Annotated in this window: 24 protein-coding genes and 2 pseudogenes; 8 read left to right on the forward strand and 18 right to left on the reverse strand. The window is 39.7% G+C overall.

The annotated features are described in order from the left end of the window. Nucleotides 1-232 precede the first annotated feature (232 nt). The 9 genes from NON16_RS17250 to NON16_RS17290 form a co-directional block, all read right to left on the reverse strand. Nucleotides 233-733 carry a hypothetical protein gene (locus tag NON16_RS17250; protein WP_257350668.1) on the reverse strand — a complete coding sequence of 167 codons (501 nt, stop codon included), beginning with the start codon at nucleotides 731-733 and terminating at the stop codon, nucleotides 233-235. Further along, complete coding sequence (locus tag NON16_RS17255; protein ID WP_257350669.1) at nucleotides 711-1454, reverse strand: metallophosphoesterase family protein; 744 nt, start codon at nucleotides 1452-1454, stop codon at nucleotides 711-713. The genes NON16_RS17250 and NON16_RS17255 overlap by 23 nt, the downstream gene beginning before the upstream one ends. A 216-nt stretch (nucleotides 1455-1670) precedes the next feature. Beyond that, entirely contained in the window at nucleotides 1671-2687 is a 1017-nt protein-coding gene (locus NON16_RS17260; protein WP_257350670.1) for a hypothetical protein, read from the reverse strand. Between the two features lie 233 nt (nucleotides 2688-2920). Further along, nucleotides 2921-3373, reverse strand: coding sequence for a metallophosphoesterase family protein (locus NON16_RS17265; RefSeq protein ID WP_257350671.1), 453 nt, complete (start codon nucleotides 3371-3373; stop codon nucleotides 2921-2923). Nucleotides 3374-3647: 274 nt separating this feature from the next. After that, nucleotides 3648-4244, reverse strand: coding sequence for an SCO family protein (locus tag NON16_RS17270; protein ID WP_257350672.1), 597 nt, complete (start codon nucleotides 4242-4244; stop codon nucleotides 3648-3650). Between the two features lie 32 nt (nucleotides 4245-4276). Beyond that, complete coding sequence (locus NON16_RS17275) at nucleotides 4277-4765, reverse strand: FixH family protein (RefSeq protein WP_257350673.1); 489 nt, start codon at nucleotides 4763-4765, stop codon at nucleotides 4277-4279. 21 nt (nucleotides 4766-4786) lie between these two features. Beyond that, on the reverse strand, nucleotides 4787-6184 hold the full coding sequence (locus NON16_RS17280) for a PepSY-associated TM helix domain-containing protein (RefSeq protein WP_257350674.1): 1398 nt from the start codon (nucleotides 6182-6184) through the stop codon (nucleotides 4787-4789). 19 nt (nucleotides 6185-6203) lie between these two features. Then, nucleotides 6204-6860 carry a response regulator gene (locus tag NON16_RS17285; protein ID WP_257350675.1) on the reverse strand — a complete coding sequence of 219 codons (657 nt, stop codon included), beginning with the start codon at nucleotides 6858-6860 and terminating at the stop codon, nucleotides 6204-6206. Then, on the reverse strand, nucleotides 6829-7695 hold the full coding sequence (locus NON16_RS17290) for a sensor histidine kinase (RefSeq protein ID WP_257350676.1): 867 nt from the start codon (nucleotides 7693-7695) through the stop codon (nucleotides 6829-6831). Before NON16_RS17290 ends, NON16_RS17285 begins: the two co-directional genes overlap by 32 nt. A 406-nt stretch (nucleotides 7696-8101) precedes the next feature. On the opposite strand from NON16_RS17290, the gene NON16_RS17295 reads away from it, so the two are divergent. Beyond that, nucleotides 8102-8680 (forward strand): hypothetical protein, encoded by a 579-nt coding sequence (locus tag NON16_RS17295; protein WP_257350677.1) that lies wholly within the window; start codon nucleotides 8102-8104, stop codon nucleotides 8678-8680. 304 nt (nucleotides 8681-8984) lie between these two features. Here NON16_RS17295 and NON16_RS17300 read toward each other — a convergent pair whose 3' ends face one another. From NON16_RS17300 to NON16_RS17325, 6 genes and pseudogenes are all read right to left on the reverse strand, one after another. After that, nucleotides 8985-9734 (reverse strand): SDR family NAD(P)-dependent oxidoreductase, encoded by a 750-nt coding sequence (locus tag NON16_RS17300; RefSeq protein ID WP_257350678.1) that lies wholly within the window; start codon nucleotides 9732-9734, stop codon nucleotides 8985-8987. A 25-nt stretch (nucleotides 9735-9759) separates the two neighbouring features. Continuing rightward, complete coding sequence (locus tag NON16_RS17305; RefSeq protein WP_257350679.1) at nucleotides 9760-10725, reverse strand: helix-turn-helix transcriptional regulator; 966 nt, start codon at nucleotides 10723-10725, stop codon at nucleotides 9760-9762. A gap of 49 nt (nucleotides 10726-10774) precedes the next feature. Then, the gene (locus tag NON16_RS17310; RefSeq protein WP_257350680.1) at nucleotides 10775-12286 is read right to left on the reverse strand and encodes an MDR family MFS transporter; all 1512 of its coding nucleotides are present in this window, start codon (nucleotides 12284-12286) and stop codon (nucleotides 10775-10777) included. A gap of 525 nt (nucleotides 12287-12811) precedes the next feature. Beyond that, nucleotides 12812-13465 carry a DUF1801 domain-containing protein gene (locus NON16_RS17315; protein WP_257350681.1) on the reverse strand — a complete coding sequence of 218 codons (654 nt, stop codon included), beginning with the start codon at nucleotides 13463-13465 and terminating at the stop codon, nucleotides 12812-12814. A gap of 106 nt (nucleotides 13466-13571) precedes the next feature. Beyond that, nucleotides 13572-14045: an SRPBCC family protein gene (locus NON16_RS17320; protein WP_257350682.1), complete on the reverse strand. Its 474-nt coding sequence runs from the start codon at nucleotides 14043-14045 to the stop codon at nucleotides 13572-13574. A gap of 239 nt (nucleotides 14046-14284) precedes the next feature. Further along, nucleotides 14285-14441: pseudogene (locus NON16_RS17325) on the reverse strand (DUF817 family protein); the annotation flags it as partial. A gap of 5 nt (nucleotides 14442-14446) precedes the next feature. Here NON16_RS17325 and NON16_RS17330 point away from each other — a divergent pair. The 7 genes and pseudogenes from NON16_RS17330 to NON16_RS17360 all read left to right on the forward strand — a co-directional run. Further along, nucleotides 14447-14542 (forward strand): annotated as a pseudogene (locus NON16_RS17330) (ABC transporter ATP-binding protein); the annotation flags it as partial. 420 nt (nucleotides 14543-14962) lie between these two features. After that, nucleotides 14963-15784, forward strand: coding sequence for a prephenate dehydratase (gene pheA, locus NON16_RS17335; RefSeq protein ID WP_257350683.1), 822 nt, complete (start codon nucleotides 14963-14965; stop codon nucleotides 15782-15784). A 107-nt stretch (nucleotides 15785-15891) separates the two neighbouring features. After that, nucleotides 15892-17946, forward strand: a complete 2055-nt coding sequence (locus NON16_RS17340) for a molybdopterin-dependent oxidoreductase (protein ID WP_257350684.1) — start codon at nucleotides 15892-15894, stop codon at nucleotides 17944-17946. A gap of 696 nt (nucleotides 17947-18642) precedes the next feature. Continuing rightward, nucleotides 18643-19278 (forward strand): TetR/AcrR family transcriptional regulator, encoded by a 636-nt coding sequence (locus NON16_RS17345; RefSeq protein ID WP_257350685.1) that lies wholly within the window; start codon nucleotides 18643-18645, stop codon nucleotides 19276-19278. Next, nucleotides 19262-20605: a cytosine permease gene (locus NON16_RS17350; RefSeq protein ID WP_257350686.1), complete on the forward strand. Its 1344-nt coding sequence runs from the start codon at nucleotides 19262-19264 to the stop codon at nucleotides 20603-20605. Before NON16_RS17345 ends, NON16_RS17350 begins: the two co-directional genes overlap by 17 nt. Continuing rightward, nucleotides 20602-21693, forward strand: a complete 1092-nt coding sequence (locus NON16_RS17355) for an S-methyl thiohydantoin desulfurase family protein (RefSeq protein WP_257350687.1) — start codon at nucleotides 20602-20604, stop codon at nucleotides 21691-21693. Before NON16_RS17350 ends, NON16_RS17355 begins: the two co-directional genes overlap by 4 nt. 1 nt (nucleotide 21694) lies before the next feature. Then, nucleotides 21695-23251, forward strand: coding sequence for a hydantoinase/oxoprolinase family protein (locus NON16_RS17360; RefSeq protein WP_257350688.1), 1557 nt, complete (start codon nucleotides 21695-21697; stop codon nucleotides 23249-23251). A 300-nt stretch (nucleotides 23252-23551) separates the two neighbouring features. Here the strand turns inward: NON16_RS17360 and NON16_RS17365 are convergent, their stop codons facing one another. From NON16_RS17365 to NON16_RS17375, 3 genes are read right to left on the reverse strand one after another with little or no spacing between them, the layout of a single operon-like run. Continuing rightward, nucleotides 23552-24532 (reverse strand): asparaginase, encoded by a 981-nt coding sequence (locus NON16_RS17365; protein ID WP_257350689.1) that lies wholly within the window; start codon nucleotides 24530-24532, stop codon nucleotides 23552-23554. A gap of 26 nt (nucleotides 24533-24558) precedes the next feature. Continuing rightward, entirely contained in the window at nucleotides 24559-26040 is a 1482-nt protein-coding gene (locus tag NON16_RS17370) for a sodium:solute symporter family protein (RefSeq protein WP_257350690.1), read from the reverse strand. Beyond that, entirely contained in the window at nucleotides 26037-26237 is a 201-nt protein-coding gene (locus tag NON16_RS17375) for a DUF3311 domain-containing protein (RefSeq protein ID WP_257350691.1), read from the reverse strand. Before NON16_RS17375 ends, NON16_RS17370 begins: the two co-directional genes overlap by 4 nt. Nucleotides 26238-26274: the final 37 nt, after the last annotated feature.

Consider the following 26274-nt stretch of genomic DNA (forward strand, 5'->3'; position numbering starts at 1 on the left):
TCAACCTACACATTATTTCTTTCTTCAACCTATAAATCCTCCATGTGTGTATGTCTATGTCATTTTCCAGATGATAGGATATGTAATTAAGTTATAAACCACCCCTACTAAATAGATTAAACTTTAATACTTTCCTCTCTTAAAACAAGCAAAACCTCTGGAGCCAAAAAATATAATTCCAGAGGCTTTCTTGTTTTTATGAACTTGCAGAACTTATAATGTTCACACATTATTATGCATTTCTGCCCACCGTGAATGTTGTTGATGCAACGGCCTCGTATCCACTTCCATAAAAGTAAACAAATTTATAAGCAGCACCTTCTTTATATCTTTCAGGATATATATTATTCTTTGGATCATAAGTGAATTTGACTGTACCCTCTTCGACCTTCGAATACATCCACCAAATGGATGCTTTATCACCAGGTTTTACACTTTCTTCATAAACTCCGATCCAATCACTCTGAGGATCTCTACCATTTTCAACTGTAACCTCAACAGTATCCTCTACTCCACTCAACTTATTTTTCGATAAGGAGATCGTTACTTCTTTCACGATACCATCTAGTGTTTTTCCTGTAGCCTTTAATGAATCTTTACTTTGATTTGAGAAGGCATCAAGAGCATGAACCTCGATTTCATAGGATGTATTCGGTTTTAATCCATCCAGAGTAAAAAGTACAGGATTAGGTACAGGATCTTTGTAAAATTCAGAGAAGGCGAGGAATTCCAATCGCTATCTTTCCAGTTGCATTGTTTTTCGCCACCATTTTATAGTCATGAACAAGAAGATTGTCCTTCGCTTGTGTAAGCATGATTGTTAAGCCGCTGACACTTTGCTGGACCACGGAAATATTTGCATCCTTCTCATAAGAAGGAGCCCTTTTGTCCCTTCTAACCTCTGTATATTCAAATGAATTCTTATTGGAGGGTTCACGAATTTCAAAAGGTTCCCCTGTCCAGTCGTTATTATGAATGTCCCGACGTTTCAACAAGACTTTGTTCTTATAAACTTCTACAATCAGAGCTTGATTAAAGAAATCAGCTCCTTCTGGCACCTCTTCTTGAATTCTTCCGCTGTCAAGCCACAAATAAGCGCCTGTAGAAGTTCCGATTGTTGTAAAATCCTTTTGATGTATGATTCTAGGATCATCTAATGGATAGTGTGTGTGTCCAGAAAATGAGATGACCTGCGGGTATTTTTTTAACGTATTGTAAAAGAAATCTCTATTTTTAGCGAATCCCCATTCGCTTCCATAAATGGTCCCTTTGATTGGCTGATGGTGGAAAACAAAAATAGGTTTTTTCGGATCATCCTCTTTTGCTTGCTTTAGCTGCTTGTCTAACCATTTTATTTGATTTATTGAAAAAGTTCCTTCTGTCACACCGTCTTCAGTAGCTAGAACAATAAAATGATAGCCTTTAATGACCTTATGATAGTAGATTGATTTCATTCTGGTTTTCTCTAGAAAACGCTTCTGGGCGTCAGTTACAGACAATCCATTCCACTGAATCCTCCCACGACTAAAGCCGTGGGGTTCGAATACGCAAGACCTTCTTCTAAACCGGCAGCTACAGTCCGCCCCTTACGGATGCTTAGCATTTAGGGAGTTAGACACTAGATCTCACTTCTATCCGAACGTTCGCAGTCCAAGCAACCTTTGTTGCCATTACCGAATGCGAAGATGTTGATAACGTTTGGAGTAGGTCCAGGTTTTCTTTCCTTGCTTGATTGTACCATTTTCATGGTAGTTTTCTGGATTCGAGGACCGTTTGGATCGGTCCATCCTGCGTTGAAGCAAACGAATCTGACGAGAGAGGGGTTCAACCTGATCCGCTAAATTCCATAAAACTGCCTTGGTTAGGGAGGAAACGGCAAGGGTTGAGGTTCCAATATCTAACCCCACGGGTCCCTTTCCAAGTGTTTTGGTTTTGGTCGGTGGATACCCACCAATGACAAGATCGGCAAAATAACGGTTCTTTCCACGGATCACTTTTTTAACTATACGGACGTATTTCACACGATACGGCTCAACCATTGTGATCGGTTTGCCCTTTTCCATTTTCGTGTAGGAGAAAGAGAGTTGGTTTTCAAGTCGAGAGAGAATGGTCAAGGCATACTCGTCGTTGGGTTTGATGCATAAAGGTGTGGAGAGGTCTTTGTAGACAAGGTGACGATCGACATATCGCCAGCCTGTCTTGTTCGTTTTTCCTTCCAGGCTCACCATCTCACCCTTTCGAATGAATCGGACCTTAGTTGCTTTCCCGAATAGCTTCTGACGAAAAGCGAGCCACGCACGGGAGGCGATTTTCTGGGCGACTGCGGCATTAACTTGATTGCCAAAGTGTTGTCGGATCGGTTTGATCCATTGATGCGCGGCATATTCGGTGAGTTGGTACTTTTCTCGAAGCTGGTTCAACTGCATGTATACGTTCTTTCGTTCTTCTATTAGAGTAGGATTGTCTTGGTCCGAGCCAAGCTTATGACGGATTCCTTTTAATTGACGTAGGCATCGTTTATACGCTTTTTCACGTTTGTACTGATGTTCTCGCTTGAGATACATTCCGAGTACCGTGTTATAGATGACACGACAAACTTCTAATTCCCTTTCAAGGATGGAAAATAATCGTGGGTGCCGTTCCAATTCAAGTGTGAAAACAAAGCTTGGAGATTGACCTTTCGCCATTTCTACCCCTCCCTAAGACGAACAAACGTTCCTGTAACCAGNGCCGTTCCAATTCAAGTGTGAAAACAAAGCTTGGAGATTGACCTTTCGCCATTTCTACCCCTCCCTAAGACGAACAAACGTTCCTGTAACCAGGATACTATAAGAGGGGGAAATTAACAATAGTTGGAGGCCATTTATTTTTAGAGAGATCGAATTCATCCCATCGCTAAAGCGAATGGGCCTTTCTTCGATTAACTTCTGTAATCATGATTTCCAATTGCAAACATAGAAACAGCTTTCGCTTGTTTCCCCGAATTATAAACAGACATGAATCGATCGTATTTTTCTGTAAGTCCATGATCCGTCAAATCTCCAACAACGACGAAAGCATCTTGCTTCGGGACAATTTCATTCATCTGATGTAGTGTACTACTGAATTTTTGTATATCACCAGTTCCTGTCTTTTTGATATGAACATCACTAATGACCGGAAATACTAAATCTGGCTTGCGACGATCGTTCCTCTCCTTATCATCCGAATCAGCGAAGACATTGCCACTATTCAATTGGCTTACAAGGCTCAACCCTAACGAAAGACCCGCAACCTTAGTCGTTCCTTCTATAAAGGTTCTTCTCGTCATCTTTTTTTTTATTTCAGGTTCATGTTGTGTTCTTGTTATTTTTCCTTCTTCATGATTAGCCATTTTTACTCTCCTATCATACTCAATATTTACACTGAAAATGATATATAAAAACTATAAAGCTTCTATTAAACTACTGTTAACGAATATTAAATTATTCAAATATTTTCGAAAAACCACATTATATAAAAAAAGGGCTGACCCTACATCAAATCGATGATGCGGAGATCAGCCCTTCTTATTTTGACTGGTTCAGAGGAGTTTATTCGGTTTATCCATGCTGCAAAACTGAAGTTGTTTGTTAACTGTTCCCACATAAAAGAACCTTCTTTTTCAATTACTGTTGCAATGCTTTAATGTCCTTGATGACTTCCTTATCCTTTTCATCAGAGCGTTTTGTCCCATCATATTTGGTAACCACTGTACCAGATTGATCGACAAGATAAAACGATGTACCATGGGTCACTTGATCGGATTGTTCCGTCTTAAGGACGGTTGTTTTGAAGCTGTCCCTTGCCAAGGATTCAATTTCTTCCTGAGGATACCCGGTCAAGAAATGCCAGTTTGAAAAATCTGCATTGAATTTCTGACTGAAGGCTTTCAATTTTTCAGGGGTGTCCACCTTCGGATCCACGCTAAATGAAACGATCTGTACGTCCTTCAATCCTTCTTCTTTAATCGCCTTCTGTAATCTGGCCATATTGTTCGTCATTGGTGGGCAGACGGTATTGCAGCTCGTAAAAATAAAGTCGGCAATCCACACTTCCCCTTTCAGATCTTCAAGACTGCCAGACTTTCCATCTTGATTTTTATATGTAAAATTCTGAACCTCAAAGTTGTAATCATCTGGCTTTTCCAATTGCTGTTTTCCACATGCTGCAAGTAATCCAATCAATAAAACAACTGTAATGAACATTCTTTTTTTCAAAATCATGCACCCCTCTACGTTAAAATTGCCTTGAAGAATTAATGATGGTGACCCTGGTCAGTGCCATTTTCGGACTGTTGCGGTTTTTCCAGGATCGCTTTCACTTCCTCCTCTGAAACATCACCGACGACGAAATGCATTTTCGGCATGACATGTAAATCTCGGGCAGTTACGTGCGTTTGTACGTAATATACTCCTTCTGAATCGAAGCTCGTTTTGACCTGATAAACGCCATCCTTATCATACTTTGCATCGATTAGGTTGCTGTCCTGTTTCTGGTTGGCCTTCCATATTTCAAATTGCACCTCATCAGCATCTCCAACCGGCTCATCGCCTTGTGTGACAACAGCTTTCAGGATACTTTCCTCATTAGGAGCCATCTTTTCTGGTAGATTTATATCCACTTCTACAATTTCTGGAGGGCCTTCTCCCGTGTTTTGGGATGACCCTGCCTCGTTCTCGACTGTACAAGCCGTTACGATCATCAAGGAAAGAAGGGTCAGTGCTACTGTAAATATGCGCTTCATGTTCGACCACCTCTGAATAATTTAGTATAACCATGCTTTTATGAATCCAACTTTCCGTAATACATATCGATCCATCAGATAAATAATAATGATCGACACTCCAACGAGCGGCATGATGATTCCAAGGCCAAGCATGATGATAAAAACCGTTTTTGTTACCTTTTTATCTTTGGGTTGATTCGGAGCTCCTAACATCTGTCTAGGCTTCCGTTTACACCACATGATAAAGGAGCTTATAATAAGTGTGATTAATCCGAGACAAACCATCAATCCAGCGATTTGATTAGCGATTCCAAACAAACGGCCTTCATGTAAAGCAATTCCAAGTGTAATCGCTTTTGCCATAATTCCATACTCTTCAAAACGGACATCACTTAAAAGAGCACCTGAATATTGATCGACGTGAAGTGTTGCATTATCCCCAGGCTTGGTATCGGCAGTTGCGATCGTATACACGCCTTTGTCCCCTTGTGGCATTGAGATCGTATACGGTTTTTGAATTCCTTCATTTTGCGCAATATACGACACGTCTTCTAAAGATAATGGCTCATACCCGCTTGACGTCGATGCTGGAACGGGTACGTTTTCTGTAGCCCAAGGAACATCCTCAGCAACATCTTTTGTTTTAACGATTGATTCCGGTTTATCACCATATGCCTGTGCAAACGGCGGGTATCCTGTGTTCGTAGATGTTGCAATCCGATTGATCTCCTCACCCATCACACCTGACCAAGGAAGTCCGGTAACGATTAGAATCAAGATGAAAACAGATAACCAAAATGCAGGAACTGCGTGTAGATCTCTCCAAAACGTTCTCCCTTTTGACCTTATCCGTGGTAGGACTGTCCCCCAAAGGGATGCCTTGTTTCTAGGCCACCAAATATAAAGTCCGGTTATGAGCAAAATGACTGCCCAGCACGCTGCAAGTTCCACGATTCGATTCGCGACCGTCCCGCCTATAAATAATTCACTATGTACCTTTTTGAATATCTCAGAGAATTTCTCTTCATTATTCAACGTTCCTGCAACCTTCCCATCGTATGGGTTTACAAAGATAGAAGACATTTGTCCTTTTTCCATTAAGCTGAATTCAGTCGTACGTGATGGATCGTCATAAAACGTTAGCGCTGTTACGGTACCGTCTGGATAGGCTTCTTTAACCCCTTCCACTTGGGCGGTAGGTGACAAAGCCGTTTGTTCTTCTTGAACATAATACAAATCATGATATAGGTATGACTCGATTTGGGGGTGAAAGAGATAGACCGCCCCACTTAAGGCAAGAATAATTAAAAATGGAGCAAAGATCAGACCTGCATAGAAGTGCCATCTCCAAACCGATTGGTACCAAGATGCCCTAGGTTTCGTATTTGTTTTACTTGATGCTTCTTCCAAATTTGTTTGTTGTTTCGTCTGTTCCATGGTGTCTCTCCTGACGAATCTATTTGTTCGGACGAATCAATCCTTGTTCGTAAGCATATCTCGTCAACTGTACCCGGTTTTCCAAGTGCAGTTTCTGCATGATATTTTTCAAGTGATTTTTCACTGTATATTCCGAGATGTTCAAGGTGATGGAAATATCTTTGTTGGAATCTCCTTTTGCGACCCACTGCAACACTTCTTGCTCCCTCTGAGATAAGGGAGTAGTGGCATTGGCTTGTGGTTTATTGCTTGTATTGAACTCTTGTAAAATTTGCGTAGCCAAATCCTTGGACATCGGTACTTCATCATGAGCAAATGCACGAAGATAGTCATACCAAGTAGATGGATGAAGATTTTTCAACAAGTAGCCCTGGGCACCTTTTTTCAACGATTCAAATAAATCGGTGACCTCATCGGAGACGGTAATCATGACAATTTTGACATACGGGTACTTGTTTTTGATGATACGGGTTGCTTCTAGGCCATCCATTTCTGGCATATTGATATCCATTAAAATCAGATCAGGCATCAGCTCATCGGTTAATTGAATGGCTTCTTTTCCGTCCTTGGCCTCCCCGACAACTTCGAAATCATCATAGACTTGGACGATTTCCCTGATCCCTTCCCTTGCATGAGCATGATCATCAACGATTAAAATGCGGAACGGTTGATTCACCGGTCTTCAGCCCCTTTCGGATCATTACCTTTGTATGATTGTCTTGCCGTTGCCAACCAACCTGCCAACCCATTTTCCGGGCACGGTCCTGCATGATTTCCATCCCATATCCTTGACTTTCGGACAGATCTTCTTCCTGAAATCCAACCCCATTATCCTCTACCGTACAAACCCAACCGTCCTCCAATGACTGGGCGATGATCGAGACTTGATCGGCCTGAGCATGCTTGCGTATATTCATTAACGCTTCTTTTACACAGGCGTATAGTTCGATTTTTTCTTGGGATGTAAGCTGCTCTTCAGGAATGTCCCACTGAAAACGGATGCTTTGTCCGGTCTCCTGTTGAATATCGCTGACCAATTGTTGCAGCGACTCTATCCAAGGCGACGGATGAACCGTTGAAGGATTCCGCAAATTGAAAATAGATTGGCGAACATCTTCATGCATATGTTGAACGGTTTTCCGCATTTTTTGGTAGGTTTCATGCTCTATAAGATGTGGTTCATTCGCTTCCCACTGGTTCATCTTTACCCCTAACAGAAAAATCGACTGGGCAACCCCATCATGCAGCTGACGTGCAATTTTCTCTCTTTCCTCCAGCATGACTTTCTTAGCTCGTTCTTCTTCTAACTTTTTCTGTAAGTCTTCCATCCGATTGAACAATTTACGTACAAAAAGGATGGTCACCCCGAGTACAATTACTGCGGTCAGCCAGTTTCCTGTCGTCATGGATACATGACTAAGCATTGGCGGTGTATGTCGAATGAACTCCCATAACCCGACTGTAAAAGTGGGAATCAATAGTATCAGCCACTTCATTTGTTTATAGGACATTGGTGAAGATTCCATGTATTAGACCACACTTTCATGTTGGACTACTTGATATTCGCTCTAAAAGCATCCAAATCAATATTTTATAAGTTAGATTGGTAATGCTGTTCCTTATGAGTGTAGCCCAAACATCTGATAATTAGAATGACTCGATAGAGCTATAGTTGTGACAAAAATACGAAGACAATCATAAGAGTAGCTCTCCATACTGCTCAGGTCCTAGTAACAATTAAAGCTCAAGGTCGTTACCTCAGTCTGAAGTTCCCTTTACTATAGAACTAGAAGGGAAACCTGCTCTCTTTTTTGTGAATGGGTTGATTAAATAGAGACATATTTCGAATGTAGATCTCAATCAGGATGATCATTAAAACATCCCTTCCTAATTTCACCATTTACGGAGGGATGTTTTATGAGGAACAAACATGTTTATGTTCTTCTTACCGATACGGGTACTTTATTTACAAGAATGATCAAGCTTTATACGAAGTGTCCATTCAATCACGCTTCGATTGCATTTGATAACAAGTTAGAGGAATTGTATAGTTTCGGGCGGAAAGATCAAAGCAATCCTTTTGTCGGAGGCTTTGTGAAGGAAAATATTGAAACAGAGTTGTTTAGGCGTGCTAAATGTGCGGTTTATCGATGCTCTGTAACAGAATTTGAATATCATCTCCTTCGAAGAAACATTCAAAAATACGAGCGAAGCGAACGAGACTACAAATATAACCTTCTTGGACTTTTCGGGATTCTATTCAACATTGAGATTAATAGAAAAAATGCGTTCTTTTGCTCTCAGTTTGTCGCAACCCTTTTAGATGAAAACGGGCTTTCGGTGGTGGATAAACCACTCACTCTTGTAACACCAAACGATTTTAAAGTAGCATGTCAGCTTAGCTTAGTCTATGAAGGAGAATTGCGCATATATCCTTCTGTTCGATCGGATAAGGAGGAAAGAAGGATCCTAACCCCGTTAGTATCTTCTCGTTAATCCGCCTTACATGACTGTAAGTAAACTGAAAGGTAATTCGATAGGAACAACGAATCACCCACAGTAAACTATTAATATAACCTTGTAATGAACAAGTTATGACTAATTAAAGGAGTGTAAAGCAACAAATGGGTAAGTTAATGGTTCTATATTCTTCAATTCTATTAATTATCATTCTTAGTTTTGGCTACATGTATGTCTCAGCTTAATAAAATATAAATAAATAAAGAAAAGACAACTCATTCAAGAATCTTACACAGAAGAAGCGAGTGAACAAGCAGATCGTCCACTCGCTTTTGTATATTCATTCCATCGTTAATCCACCCGTAACTGGTGTGTACGAACCAGTGACAAAACGTGCGTCATCGCTTGCCAGAAAGGAGATGACTCCTGCAACATCATCGGGTATTGCAACCCGTCCAAGTGGAGTAAAGTTGCTGACGATTTGTTTTTCTTCCTTTGATAAAAAGTCCGAAGCCTCCGTATCCAACAATCCTGGTGCAACAACATTCGCAGAGATACCGTGAGGACCATATTCTTGTGCGATATAAACAGAGAATGTGTCGAGACCGCCCTTTGCCGTACCCTGTGCAATCATATAGGGAGACGGATCTTTACCAAGACTATCAGAAATATAGATGATACGCCCGAATTGATTCTCAATCATCACTGGTATCACAGCTTTTGTCGTCACGAATGCCGCTTTTAATTCATCGTTTAGTTTTTGTGAGAAATCGTCCCATGCCATATCCGCAAAAGGTATTGCTTTAAATCCAATTTTCGCATTGCAAACTAATATATCTACACGGCCATAGGAAGCTATTACAGTGCTCACAAGTTTTGAAACTTGAGTCTCATCACGAACATCAGCTTGAATAGCAATTGCTTCACCGCCATTTGCACGAATTTCAGATACTACTTCTTCTGCTCGGTCAGCATTACATAAATAATTAAGGACTACTTTTGCACCGCGCTTCGCTAGTAGAAGGGACGATGCACGCCCGATTCCGTCGCAGCCACCCGTAATAATCGCAATTTTGCCTGTTAGATCCATATTCACCCTCTCCTTCAACTTTTATTTACTTACTGACAACTAATTCTCCAGATTCTAGATACAAATCAGCTATCTGTAATGCTGCTTTTCTAACTGTAGCAGCAAGATGCGGAGGTTCTAAAATAAGCACATCTGTTTTAAAACTCAGCAAGACCCCGATCATCCAATCTTCATCTGGAATAGATCCTCGTACAATGAGTGAGCCATCAGCATAACGTTCTATATCGTTCTCATCAAAATAATCCAAAATCGAAACTTTCGCTTTTCCTGACAATTGAAGTACTACATCAACAAACTTCTGTAAAGTATTTGGTTGCCAACGCTCATTCAAATCAGAAAGATTTTCATTGCGTTGATTGAAACGTTCTTCTAAAACCTGAAGTTCCCGGACGCGGGAAAGTTTAAAAATCCGATAATCTTGTCGTTCAGTGCAAAACCCATGCAAGTACCATGAATAACGTTTCAGTACGAGTCCGATTGGTTCAATGTATCGTTTGGTTTCATTTCCTTTGTTATCGGTATAAGTAAATGTGATCATATTATTATTTTGAATAGCTTTGTGAAGAGATTCGTATTTGTTCTTTTCAGCATCGCTATTTTTCCATGGGGTGAAATCGATCAATATTTGATCATTATTGTCGTTAGGTCCAGTTTCAGCTTGGGAGACCAAAGCGCCAACTTTATCAAGCAATCGGGACATTTCGGAATCGTTCAAGACTTGAGTCGACTGCAGCCCTCTGACAGCGGTAAATAATGTCCTCAGTTCATTGAATGAGAGAAGCTGCTTATCGAGACGGAAGTTATCCATGATCTCGTATCCGCCTTCAGTACCTGTGTACGAAACGATAGGAATTCCAGCAAGATTCAAAGATTCCAAGTCTCGATAAATCGTTCTTAATGATACCTCCATCCGGTCAGCTAGTTCTTGTGCTTGGACTCGTTTACGGTTTAATAGAACCATTGTAATGGCCATCATCCGTTCTAATTTCAAAGCGCAGCCCCTCCGTTCCATATTTTACTTGAATTTTATTATAAACCATTTAATGTGAAAGGGAGTAACCTTCTGCTGTCGGTTCCAATTTTTCTTTCCCCATGATAAAGGCGGTTACCAAAGCCAGTACTGCCGGAATAAGTGCCCAGAAAAATGTAGCGGCAATGGAAGAAGAAAGTCCTTCTGTTATTGCATGCACCGTATTCTCGTTCATGCCTTTGCGGATTTCCGGATTTAAAAGAACGTGCGGATCACTTATGTTCACAGTTGAATTTCCTGGTGTGCCATTGAAAGCTCTGGTCAGTTTATCATGGAGTGAATGACTCTGAATGATACCGAAAATTGTTATGCCGAGTGTCATTCCTAGCGAACGGTTAAAGTTCAAAGTTGAATTGGCTGCACCACGCTGATTTGCAGGTAATGAGTGAAGAGCTGATGTACTAAGAACAGAAAAGGAAGCCCCTATTCCTAGTCCCACTAAGATCATATAGATCGTAATTAGGTACTTTGGTGAATCTGTTGTTAATGTTGTCAAAAGACCAAGTCCAATTAAAAGTACGATAAGTGTCGTGATCATGATGGTACGATAAGACAGTTTTGCTATTAGTATTCCACCAACGGTTGCCGTCACAACTGACCCGACCATCATTGGAAGAAGAACATATCCTGCGTTCGTCGCCGTACCACCTAATACACCTTGAATGTATATTGGAATAAAAACAGAAGCGGTCATAAAAGCAGCTCCACTTAGCATGGCGACAAGATTGCTTGTCGTATAGAGACGGTTTTGAAACAACTTAAATGAAATGATGGGTTCAGGAGCTTTTCTTTCAATAAAAACAAGCAAAGTCGCTAGTACGATGAAACCTCCGAACAAGCCAAGAATTTGTGGCGAAATCCAATCGAATTCTTTACCTCCAAGTTCCAGTGCGAACATAAGACAGATAATTGTTCCAACTAGGAGAGAAGCACCAAGTATGTCAATTTTTTGTTTTGAATGTACAGCTGACTCTTTATAGAAAAGTACGATTAAAAGAAAAGCAATCAATCCAAGTGGTAAATTAATATAAAAGATCCATACCCAATGTAAGTGATCGGTAATGAAACCGCCGAGTAGTGGAGCGGCAATACTCGATAATCCGAATAACGCTCCGAACATTCCCATCATCTTTCCTCGATTCTCAGGAGAAACCACATCGAACATGATCGTGAAGGCGATTGATACCATCGCACCAGCCCCAATACCTTGTATAGCTCTAAAGATACTTAACTGAATGATGGAATCTGCCAAACCACATAATGCTGAACCAATCATAAATACGACGATTCCAAATACAAAATATCGTTTACGTCCATACATATCAGAAAGTTTTCCGAATATCGGCATCCCAGCCATTTCAGCGACCATGTAAGTAGAGGTTACCCATACAAACTTATCGAGTCCGCCCATCTCTCCAACGATTGTACCCATCGATGTAGCTACAATTGTATTATCCATCGATGCCATGAAAATGGATAATAGAAGCCCTGCAATAATAACCCCAATTTTATTTTTGTTCATACACTACTCACCCTTTCAAATTAAATGCTTTGTTTACTATATCTACATCATAACCACCTCTTGTTGACACCTGTGTGGCAAGAATAAATAAGGGATAAAAAAATCCTCACTCAAGGGCTCTCTTTTTCCTTCTTCAAAACATTTATAGGGACGGCACCAGAAAAGGCAGATTTATAACGTTAGGATAAAGAAAACTCGGCTAGCGCCAAGCCTTAGCGCAGGTGATCGCCGTAGTTACGCTTATACTATAGAAAGTATTTTTATACTTTCTTAACGTGTAAAAAAGCCTAATTTCCCCTTAAAACAATGAGAAATTAGGCTTTAATTACTTTATAAATGCGCCCGATTGAAGATCGATATTAGTAATTAAATGGCCTTTTACATAAAGAAAGAGCGCAATTCATTACTTCAGAATCGTGTCCTTTTCTTGAATAAAAGCAAACTTATTAGCTGGTATAGTTGATAAGTGTTTGTTCTTACCTAGTTATCTGCAAACTACTCTTAGAAAATTATCAATTTATTTTCTCATCGAATATACTTGTGCGAGCCGTCACAGTTGGGCATCTTTTGTGATAGTCCACAAGTGCAATCATTTAATCCCTTTCCATTGAGAATTTTCTCCATACATTTTTCAACCCTTGACTCCCGAGTTCTGGATTGTTTGGGTTGAGAAAAATATAGAATGTATGCTCTTTGCCGTCCCGGCGTCAATGCTTCAAAAGCAGTTTTCAAGGCAGGAATTTCATCGAATTTATTTTGAAGTTCTTCAGGAATTATATATTCTGTATTCTTTTTAAAATTCACTTCCAAACCGGCTTTTTCAACTTCAATGGCTTCATGAATATAGGCTTTCAAGATGGGTTCCATTTCAACTATTTCTTGAACATTGGTGAACCGAATCTGGCGCGCCGCCTGTACATTCTCCGTTTGTTGGATTAGAATCCCATGAGCATCCTGTAACAAGGCACCTTTGTGAAACAGAAGCGCACAATATTCTTTAAATCCATGTATTAAAACGATGTTTCTTTTCTCAAACGTGTAACAAGGATGCATCCACTTAAATTCTTCGGTCAGCTCACAGTCAAGAACGATATTTCTCAACTTCTCATATTCTTCCTTCCACTTTGTGGCTTTACTTAAGTATTCATCAACCTTAGGATTCATTCTGCTATTTGTCATCAAGGAACACCCCTCTTCAATTTTTCGATCAGCTGACAGTCAAGAATGATCATTCTCAATTTCTCCAATTCCTTCTGTCACCTTTTGGCTTTACGAGGCTGGCCTTTTAAGACATACTTGCCAGATGCTCCTCAAGACGATCCATGGTCTGTTCGGCACCTGGGACGGCATATGTTTTCACCTTATCGAATACAGCGGCATTTTCTTCAAAAACTGTGCTATAAGTGAGTTTGGTCTTACCATCCAGATCCTCAAAGATTGTTGTCGCCAAAAAATGGGGAAACACAGCATGTTTGATGACGATTCGCTCGGGTTTAACGACCTCGACAAAGACGTTGGTGTTGGGATAATCAACGCCATCAGGACCGTGCATGATAAACTGCCATGTACCACCCGGTTTCATATCAAACTTCTGAAAAGTCGTCGTAAAACCTCGAGGTCCCCACCACTTCGACAGGTGCTCCTCTTTCGTCCAAGTATCAAAAACAAGATCGCGTGGAGCATCAAATACGCGGGTGATCACAATCTCGCGTTCACCTACTTGCGTTGTGATTTTGTTTGTTGCGTTGTTTTGGTTCATGTCCATCCCTCCAAAATGAATTTGACTTTGACTTGTTGAAACCTATATCACTAAGTAGCTCCCTTGCGTTCCTTTCCATATTTAAATAAGGGGTAAGTTTTACAGTCATCATTGACCAACTCTTTTTTTCAATTATAGCAAATAAATTATGCATAGATTTCTTTCAGATTGCTCTCTTGAATAACCCAATCATTACATCGAAAACGCCCGATTTCCTTAATAATTGACTCAATAATACCCTTTATCAGAAGGCAGATGATAAGCAGCCAGTCATACCATGGTAAGAAAGGAAGTGGCATGATTTGTGTAAAAACCAAAGAGGCAAAAATAACGACAGGAAACAAACATGATGGGGCCTGCCCAACCAAAACGAACGAGTTGTTTTAGTGCTCTCATGAGCCGATCAAGTAAAGCAATGCATCAGCCTTACTGGACAGTTTGCTTCGGTAGATGAAGAATTGTCGGGTCGTGAAAACTTAATCTTAATCGCTCATCTTGTCTGACAGGTAACATCACCGATCTACTCGTGAATGACTCGTTGCTTATGGAAGCTTGTATGGTTGCCACAACCGTCAAGTAAAACCCCTTTTTCCTCATTACTCAGTTCAAACTTCAGATAGTTTTCTAGCAGCCAAGTGTCGGGATCTCCCCTTCCGTTTCCTGAGATTGCGCCTGAGTATATCCATTAGAAAGACCGATTGTCATTAATAAGACCATAGCAGCAAGAGCTATCTTCCACTTCATATTTCAATAACCTCCTTGTTGTTTTCGATACACAAAATAGATTATAATCAGACGGGAATTTTGATATTCCACTTAATTTTTTCATTAATTTAAACATTCAATTGATTTAACACTAAATTTGAGATACATTATAGAAATTAATTAGTTACAATAATAAATAAAGGGGTAACAAAATGAAAGTTGCATATTTAGGACCTAAAGGAACATTTTCAGAAGAAGCAGCCTTACGATATTTTTCTTCTAACCCAATAGAATGGATGATGTGTGAATCCATTTTGGATGTACTTGATGCCATTAAAGATAAAAAAGTGGATAAAGGGATTGTACCGATTGAAAATTCAATTGAGGGTACCATCAATATGACAGTAGATGGACTACTCATGAATGATTTGTTTATCGAAGGAGAAGTAATCCTACCTGTGGCTTTACATTTACTTAGCGTAAAAGGGGCAAATATCAATCAAATTCAAGAGGTTTGGTCTATTGCTCCAGCACTCGCACAATGTAGAGATTACATTCGGGAATTGGGAGCATCGAGCAGACATTTTAACAGTACAGCCTCTGCCGCAATGGCTGTCCGTGATGAGGGTAAGGAAAGCTTTGCTGCTATAGCATCTGAATGGTCGGCTCAGACATTTGATTTGCAACTTATTAAAGAGAATGTCCAAGATCATACGGAAAATCATACACGTTTTGTGATAGTGACCAACACTCCTGACGACATTCCTAATTCAGAGAAAACGATGTTATTAATAACTCCTGGCGTGGATCGACCTGGCATATTATCTATTATTTTAGGTGTATTTTCATCCCTTTCTATAAATCTGACTTGGATTGAATCTCGTCCAACTAAAAAGAAATTAGGTACTTATCGTTTTTTTATTGAAACCGAAATGGGAGTGCATGATCCAGATATGATCAAAGCTATAACTATTCTAGAAACATATGGTCATAATGTTAAAACACTAGGAAGTTACATAATAACAAAACTATAATTTGCTCATTGTCATAACACTTTACAAGCATTACCTTCTCCAAGTAAATATTCATTTAACATGGTATAATCTAGTAATCAATTTTTATCATGAAAGGGATTCTAGAAATGCAAACATATATAAATGTTAAAAATGGTGTTGTCCCTTCCGTTTGTTCTCTTGACTGCCCGGACCAATGCGGATTACTCGTTCATAAAAAGGATGGGAAAATTGGGAAAATTGAAGGTGATCCTGACCATCCTGTGACGAAAGGGAATATTTGCAACAAGGTTCGGAACATGGGTGAACGAATTTATGATACGAAGAGAATTAAAACGCCTTTGAAACGAGTTGGACAAAAGGGCGAAGGGAAATTTGTTCCAATTGGTTGGCAAGAAGCGATCGAAACGATCACAAATCATTGGAAAAAACTTATTTCAGAAGATGGCCCAGAATCGATTCTTCCTTACAGTTTTTATGGAAATATGGGGAATATCAATGCAGAAGGTATGGATCGACGTTTCTTTAACCGTCTTGGATCAAGCCAAATAGACCGGACAATCTGTTCAGTTGCTGGTTCAAAAGGATATAGTTACACGATGGGTGGGAGTTATGGTACAGATCCAGAAGAGATGTCGGAAACAAAGTTATTTATCATGTGGGGAATTAACACTGTAAGTACGAATATGCACCAAATGACGATTGCACAAAAAGCTAGAAAACAAGGAGCTAAAATCGTCGTCATTGATGTTCATAAAAATCAAACTGGACGTATGGCTGATTGGTTTATTCCGATCCTCCCTGGGACTGATGGGGCTCTTGCATTAGGAATTATGCATATCCTCTACAAGGAAAAGTTAGTTGATCAATCGTTCTTAGAAGAATATACGATTGGTTATAAAGAGCTAGAAGATCATATCGAGCACTATCAACCACAACTAGTTTCTGAAATTACAGGAATTGCTGTAGAAGATATTTATAAATTAGCTCGGATGTATGGGACAACTTCTCCCTCTATGATCCGAATTGGAAACGGTCTACAACATCATGATAACGGCGGGATGATTGTTCGGACAATTTCCTGTTTACCTGCATTAACAGGACAGTGGTTGGTTAAAGGCGGCGGAGCCCTTAAGTCGAATTCTGCCTATCTAACCCATAATACAAAGGAATTGCAACGCCCAGACCTCCAGAAACATCACACACGTACAATTAATATGAATCAATTAGGAAAAGCATTATTTGAAACAAAAGATCCAATTCGCTCATTGTTTGTTTATGGCAGTAACCCAGCTATTGTTGCACCGGAGTCTAATAAAGTACGAGAGGGTTTAGCTCGTCAGGATTTATTTACTGTCGTCCATGACCTGTTTCTAACGGAAACCGCTATGTTTGCAGATATCGTTTTACCGGCTACGTCTGCCTTTGAAAATACAGATTTTTATACGTCTTACTGGCATCAATATATCCATTTGCAAGAACCTGTTATCTCACCTTATGGAGAAAGTAAATCGAACACAGAATTATTTAGATTACTGGCATACGCAATGGGGTTTAACGAGCAAGCATTTAAAGATCGCGATGAGGAATTAATAAACCAAGCTCTAAATCATTCATCAAACCCTTATTTGCATGATGTAACCTTTGAGAAACTCAAGAATGATCGCTTTATTAAAGCAAAGAATACAAACGATTTGTTAAAGAATTTAAAGACCCCTAGTGGGAAAATCGAATTATATTCTGAAAAAATGGAATTAGACGGCTACCCAGCCCTTCCTACGTATATTCCTTTAGTAGAAGAACAAAATTTTCCGTTTCATTATGTACCCGGTCCTAACCATAACTTTTTAAACTCAACGTTTTCTAATAATGATAAACATATCAAACTTGAGAAAGCACCTAAATTATTTATGAATCAACAGGATGCAGACAGCCGAGGGATAGAAAATGGAACTACTGTCCGTATATGGAACAATCGTGGGGAATGTGAATTAACGGTTTTTGTAGGTAACCAAGTCTTGCCTAGTGTTGTAGTCAGTCAAGGTCTTTGGTCAGACATGCCTGGAAAAAACCAACTCATCAACGCCTTAACTCCAGATCGACTTGCCGATATGGGCGGAGGGGCTACATTTTTTTCAGGACGTGTAAATGTAGAAGCAATTCGTAAAGAGAAAACGGTTTAAAACCCGTTTCTCTTTTTTTAAAAACCCGCATTTTTCAACGGAAAAATGCGGGTTCAGCTGTTGAATGTAAATAACTTTATTTGCACTGAACAGTTGGTCTGGTTTTCTTCAGATCGGCGCTACTAGGTCCAGGAATATCTGAGATCAGCATGCCAGCCATTGTTTGGGAAATAGTTATGGATGATGTAAGCAGGACCCTTACCCTTCGCAAAAATATGATCACGGTGAATTCTTAACTCCAATGGATCCCCACTGTTCCCATTGTCATTGTTGTCTTTCCATACCTCATATTGTTTGATACATTGCCTGTCCTGAAAGTACTTGTTATCGCACCAGAAACCAGATGGCTCGAACCAGACTTGCTTGTGGTAGAAATCGACGTTTTCGCCACCGGGAATGATAGTCTCTCCCCACGCTTCTAGACAGTACGCCTCAGACTGAATATTCCACTTTACCTAATGTTGCTTCCCTCCTTCAACCTCCTTGTTGTCTTCCTACACTAGATTTACCTTTGATACTCCTTTGTGTATAGAATCTTATAAACCTAATAAAGCTTCTTTTTTTAGGTCGGCTTTTTGATGTTGACCCATCTTCAACTACCGTTTTCGCTATAATTAAACAAATATTTCAGAAAATATTTGCTTTTCTGAAATAGACTCTTTATAATTTACCTAACAAACGTTAGGTGGTGATGATTTGAAACGGCAAGAACTGATAGATGCAGCTCTTTTACATTATTCGCTTCATGGATATCAAGGAGCAACCATGAAGAAAATTGCGATAGAAGTTGGAATAAAACCAGCATCAATTTATTTTTTTTATAAGAACAAAGAAGAATTGTTTATCGCTGCGTTTCAACAATTACTTGAAAACCATTTTGCCGAAATGAAACGAATTTTAGCTAAAACAAGTTCACAATCAGTTGATCAGATTTTTAGTGAAATGCTTCATGGGATCGTGAAGTATCACAAAAATGATGAGCGAGGGACGATGGCGTATATTTCGTTAGTTACGTCACCCATTCCAGAAATTAAACTATATTTGCAAAAGCACATGTTGCATTTTAATGATTGGTTAGTTCGTTCACTTGAGGATCTATTGAGGCAAAGTTATTCGAGCATTTCTGATGATGAAATGGATCGAATCATAAAACAATTTGCTTTACTGGCGAATGGAGTTTTTTGGGGTATCAATTTGTATGAGGGACAAGATTTTGAGGAACAGGTTCATCTAGCAGACACATTCATCAGCTCTTTGTTTAGGGATGTTGAGATGAAATACGGCCTTTCTACGGTTCAAAAAGGGGGAAATCGGTATGGAGAAAAGATTTAAAAATCGTAATGACATCATAAAAGATTATGAACGAGAACCAGTACCACAAGATAAACGAAAAGGATGGGTAAAACTTTCTGTGGTTTGGATGGGTGCGATTATCGCACTATCAGCAACAGCACTCGGTGGTACGCTTGGTGGTGGATTAGGCATGACGGAGGCAGTCATAGCTTCATTTGTTGGATGTTTTATTTTATCTATTTTAAGTGCTTTATGTGGGATTGTTGGAGCCAGGACCGGTTTGTCAACCTCTCTTGTTTCTATGTTCGCCTTAGGCAAATATGGTTCTTATGCTGTGTCCATTGTTATAGCATTTGCCTTATTCGGTTGGTTCGGAGTGCAACTTGATTTATTTGGATCCAGTTTACACAATATCTTATTAAACGTATTTAATTTAGATATCAATTCGAAATTATTGGTTGTAGTTGGTGGAGTCCTCATGACTACTACTGCTTTTATTGGATACAAGGCGATAGAAAAGCTCAGTTTGATTGCAGTTCCTCTGCTTGGCTTATTGCTGATTGCGTCATTGATCCGTGTGATGAACGGGAAGTCGTTGGATGAGGTAGTTAATTCACCATTAATAGGCGAGCCGTTGACGATTGGATTATCAATTTCACTGATAATCGGCTCGCTAGCAATAGGAGCGATTATCGGGCCTGACATTTCGCGCTATGCGAAATCAACAAAAGATGCAATTATTTCTTCATTTGTCGGATTTTTCGGTGGGTTCAGCATCGTTTTAATCATTGCTGCGATTTTGGCAAAAGCGACTGCTCAGGTCGATGTTGTCGAAATCATGTTAGGTCTTGGATGGGGAACTTCTGCAATGTTAATTTTGATCTTGGCACAATGGACGACCAACGACAACAATCTATACTCTTCAGCCCTTGGATTCTCGGTTATATTTAAAAACACACCGAAATATGTACTGACCATTTCAGCCGGATTTATAGGAACAGTTATGGCTGTTTATGGAATATATGAGAACTTTATACCTTTCCTTATCTTTTTAAGCGCGTTAATTCCCCCAATTGGTGGAATCTATGTTGGGGATTATTTGATGAATCGCAGGAAGTATCATTATAACAACTTGTCATCTATGAAAAATGTCAATGTTGTAAGTGTATCTATTTGGATTGTTGCAGCATTAGTTGCGTTTATGACAACTCCAGCGCCTAATGGGTTTGGTATCTTCACTTTAACAGGAGCTTCAGGTCTTGATGCATTTTTAGTTGCGTTCGGTTTACAACTGATTGCGAGTAAAGTTTCCCAAAGTAAAATACAATCTATCTCATCTGCAGAACAAGGAGGAACTATCCAATGAGGTTAATCGGAAAAGAAGAAATTGAAAACATTGCTATCGGTGCTGCTTTATTAGGTACTGGTGGTGGTGGAGATCCTTATATCGGAAAATTAATGGCCCTGCAGGCTATTGAAGAATACGGTCCTATTAAGTTATTAAATATAAATGAGGTACCAGACGATGCATTGATTGTGCCGTCAGCTATGATGGGTGCACCAACGGTTATGGTGGAAAAAGTGCCGAATGGTGAAGAAGCTGTGGAAGCATTTAATTCTATCAAAGAGTATCTAGGTAAAGAGGTTTTTGCAACGATGCCGATTGAAGCAGGTGGAGTGAATTCTCTTTTACCGCTAGCATTGGCTGCCCGGTTAGGATTACCAGTTATTGATGCAGATGGAATGGGAAGAGCATTTCCTGAACTTCAAATGGTTACATTTTTCTTAAACGGTGTGTCTGCAACACCGATGGTACTGTCAGATGAAAAAGGCAATAATTTGTTGCTTAACACGATAAACAGCGTATGGGCTGAACGAATTGCGCGTACAGCCACGATTGAGATGGGTGGTTCGGTTATGCTGGCCATCTATCCCATGGATGGAAAGACCATTAAGGCATCCTCTATATCTAATATTTTGACTCTAGAAGAAGAAATCGGCCGTTCTATTCGGGAAGCAAAACGACACAATGAAGATCCGATACAAGAAGTGCTGAAATTAACGAAAGGCCATATTCTATTCCAAGGAAAAGTGACGGATATTAATCGGAAGACACAAGAAGGATTTGCAAAAGGAACTGCTTCAATTGAAGGAACTCATGAATTTAAAGAGAATGAATGTTTCCTTCATTTCCAAAATGAGCATCTTTTGGCTGAAACAAAAGATAAAGTTCTGTGCATGACACCGGATTTAATTACAGTGCTTGACTCCGACACAGGGATGCCGATAACAACGGAAGGACTGAAATATGGAGCGCGGTGCGTAATTATCGGTATGCCATGTGATCCGATGTGGAGAACTCCAAAAGGACTCGAAGTTACAGGTCCACGTTATTTTGGTTACGATATTGATTTTACACCTATAGAAACGCTTTGTGGAAAGGAAAGTGAGTAAAATGACAAATTACCGAATTGGGATTGATGTCGGAGGAACACACACGGATGCTGTCATTTTGGATGAATTGTATAATGTCATTTCTGAAGTGAAATCACCAACATCGGAGGATGTCAGTAGTGGAATTTATCAAGCGATGAGAGAAGTCGTCAAATCATCGGATGTTCCTGTTGATAAAATTCAATATGCGATGCTTGGTACAACACATTGTACAAATGCAATTGTTGAGCGAAAACGACTGAATAAGGTGGCGGTCATCCGGATTGGGGCACCTGCAACACTCGCAATTAAACCTTTAGTGGGTGTTCCAGATGATCTTAAAGATATCTTAGGGAAACATATGTATATCGTACGAGGTGGACATGAATTCGATGGACGAGAAATTGTCCAACTGGACGAAGAGCATATCTATGAAATTGCTAATGAAATCAAAGGCCATGTAGACTCTGTCGCAATCACTTCTGTATTTTCACCTGTTTCAAATAGTCATGAAACGAAAGTTGCAGAAATCATAGGAAAAGTCTTGGGGAATGATGTTGCTCTATCTTTGTCGAGTGAAATTGGAAGTGTAGGTTTGTTGGAGCGAGAAAATGCTACCATTTTGAATGCTGCTATCGTTGATGTAGCACGTTTAACTGCTGACGGTTTTGTTCAAGCCCTGAAAAAAGAAGGCATTCACGCAAAAGTCTTTTTTGGACAAAACGATGGGACATTAATGTCGGTAGAATATACCGTGAAATATCCAATTTTGACCATCGCATGTGGACCAACAAACAGTTTACGAGGTGCCTCCTATTTGACAGATAAGTCGGATGCTCTTGTAGTAGATGTAGGGGGTACAACAACAGACGTAGGCGTATTGATTAGTTCATTTCCACGCCAGTCCTCCTTAGCTGTTGACATTGGTGGTGTTCGAACAAATTTCCGTATGCCAGATATTGCCTCGATTGGTCTAGGCGGAGGGACGATTGTTCGAATCAATGAACAAGGAGATTTCGAGATTGGACCAGACAGTGTTGGCCACCAGTTGCCTAAAAAAGGTTTGATCTTTGGCGGTGACACATTAACAACGACTGATGTAGCTGTGGCACTTGGAAAAGCAGAACTGGGAAATCGTGAACTCGTATCACATTTAAATCTCGAATTATTAGAGAGAATTTATGATAAAATGGTTGAACTAGTCGAGGAGACGATCGATAAAATGAAAACAAGCGGGGATCCAGTACCGGTCATCCTAGTTGGAGGAGGAAGTATCTTGTTTCCGACCCAACTGAAGGGTGCGTCGGAAGTAATCAAACCAAATAGTTTTGGAGTTGCCAATGCAATTGGATCTGCGATTTCTCAGGTGAGTGGACAAGTGGAACGAATCTTTTCCATTGATGAATTTGGTAGAGAGAAGACACTTGAATTAGCTAAAGGAATGGCACGACAAGAAGCAATCAATGCTGGGGCAGATCCAGACGAATTACAGATTGTTGATTTGGAAGATATTCCTCTTGCATATCTACCAGGCAATGCTACCAAAATACGTGTAAAGGCCGCGGGAGCATTAGCTTAAAAGATTAAATCTAAGCACTTAGATTAATAATTGAATAAAGGAACTTCAGGGGTACCGCCTATGGCGCTACCCCAATAACAATTAGCGAGGGTTCCCAAAAATATACGGTTCGCCTCTTCTTCTTATTTATTTACACTAAAACTTTTTATTAGAACGTAGGTACCTCTCTTCTCTTTCTACACTTCTTGAATCTCTCTTCCATATTAAAAATCCCAGTTTCCTCATAAGAGCTGGGATTTTTAATTTGTATTATACATCCGATAAGCCTGTAAAATAGCCGACAACTATGGAAGAATCTTTTTATGTTAATTTCGAAAAACATTTAAAGTATTCTCTTATTCTTTCATACGATGTACCCGACATCAAAAGTAAGGTGAGAAGTATTCTGGATTTCCTTCCATCAAGCCAACCTGCACTAATAAGTCCTTTATTGAGCAAAGACGTTTCAGATCCCGGATATCCTTTATAGGTTTTCGTCAGCATCTCTCCACTCCCGGTTCGTGAAGCTAAAATAACTGGAATTTCACGAGCTAAGTCATTTAGAGGCTCAACCATACTAGAAGGTACATGTCCCCCACCAAGAGCTTCCAAAACGAGACCTCGATAACCGGTTTCTATTATCTTAGGTAAAAGCCTTCCATCATCCCCTAGCGAAACTGTATAAAGAGCAACAGGAGCATCTTCCCTTATAATCTGAAAAGAACTATAGCTTTTCCTTTCAGGCGTCATTACCAAACGGGGTACGTTCTCTGTCATCCAACCAATTGGACCGCAAACTGATTGAAATGCGGCTACACTTTGTGTATGTGTTTTCCGTACAAATTTCGCGGAATGAATTTCATCATTAAAAACGACAACCGCTCCGATTCCTTTTGTCACTCCACTTACCACAACTTGAATAGCTGCTAGTAGATTAGCAGGACCATCAGCCCCACGTAGTATAGGATTTCTCATTGCCCCGGTAATGACAATCGGGACATCCCGATTAACAAGCAAGTCGAGTATAAATGCGGTTTCTTCAATGGTGTCGGTACCTTGGGTTACAACAACACCATCTATTCCCTTATCAATCATCTGGATGATCTCTGAAGATAGTACGACAATATCATCAATGGTCAAAGAGGATGAAGCGGCTTGGAGAAAAGATGTTGTCGTTACATTTGCAATGGTTGCAATTTCAGGAAGCCCCTGCACTAGATCTTCGCCATTTATGATGGGTTTATCCGAATCTCCTTTATAAGCAATGGTTCCTCCAAGAGTGAAAATATGGATTTTTTTCAATTGTTATTCCTCCGTTTATAGATTCCTTAACTTACTCCCTTATTTTCTACTACTTTACTCTGAACAGAGAGATTCCGAGTTACAAGGCTGATAACCAAAAGGACAATAACATTCAGCGCTAATGCGATAATTCCAACGTTAAAATCTTTTATTGACTGTGGGAGAAACGGAAAAAGCTTGCCTACCGTTGTATTTGTTAGTGTGATATAAGTTACTGTAATCATACCAACAGCAATTCCAGCAAAAGCACCTTGTTTCGTGATAAAATTATTTTTCATCAAACTAAACAACAATGCTGGGAATAGCTGTGTGACAAAACTGTATCCCATAACAATCAATGCTATAATCGTTTTCCCGCCTTGAAGCGATAAAAATAGTGATACTGCTCCAATAATTGGAACGAGATATTTTGCTAAGTTTGAAATTTGTTTTTCTGAAGTCTGAGGCTTCAATACTTTATAAATATTTTTTGCAACCAATGTAGATGTGGTCATGAGTAACATGGAACCGGGGACAAGTGCCGCAAAGATACCGGCAGCTCCAATTAATCCTACTATCCATGGGTCAAACGTTTGTGTAGACAAACTTAGAAGGATCAAATCAGTTTCTTCTCCCTTTAAGTCCGGAATTTGCAAAATTGCGGCAGCGCCTATGAAAAAGATAAATAATAAAACCAACTGGTAAAGTGGCATAATCATTGCGTTTTTCCTAAACACTTTCTCATTTTCGGCAGAGTACGTTGCACCGAAAAGATGCGGCCACATATAGAATCCAAGCGCCGAAATTAAAACCGTTGTAATGAACCATGATGGGCTTTGTCCTGTTTCAGAAAGACCAAGGAAACCAGGTTTCGCCGTTTGAATCGCTTGAAACATTTCTCCAAATCCGCCATAATAATGAATTGGGAAATAAACTCCTAAAAACACTACAATGAACAAAAGTAAAAAGTCCTTCACAACAGAAGTCCATGCAGATCCACGAATACCCGAAATTAGGACATAAATTGTGATGACAATTGTTCCAATCCACATGGCCAATGTTGGGGAGATTAAACCGTAGGATGCTTGGTAGACAATAATTCCTAATCCATTCAATTGAACGATTAAATAGGGAATCATCGAGATAACACCAACAATCGCGGTAAGTACTCCTAGATACGGACTCTTATATTTACTGACGAAAAAATCAGATTGTGAAACAAGTTTATTTTCTTTCGCATAGCGCCATATTTTGGGCAAAATAAAATACGAAATAATATAAGCTAAGGTACCATAACACATAATAAAAAGTGCGGCACCACCATTATTATATGTTTGACCGCTTGAACCAAGGAAAGTAGTGATTGTAAAAGCTTCACCAGCTGTCAATAGAAACATAAAGATCGTTCCAAAGCCCCTGCCTCCAACAGTCCATTGTTCAAGATCCATATCCTTTCCCTTTTTCGCTTTGATGACCAGATAAAAGGATAAAATGATGGACCCAAGAATAATAAATATTGCTGCATTCATTTTATATCACCTTCTTTATTATCAGGATCAAACATGTAAACGATTAACATAATGACTGATGAAAGCACAACCCATAATGAACACCAAAATGTAAAAAACGGTAACCCTAAAACAAAAGGAGTAACCTTGTTGGCCCAAAGAGCACCACCTAAAAACCCAATGAAAGGAACAATAGCCAATAGTTTAACCCACTTCAAATCCAATCAACCTCCTTCATCTTAATAGTAGGAATCG

The organism is Pseudalkalibacillus decolorationis (assembly GCF_024609785.1).
Taxonomy (GTDB): domain Bacteria; phylum Bacillota; class Bacilli; order Bacillales; family Fictibacillaceae; genus Pseudalkalibacillus; species Pseudalkalibacillus decolorationis.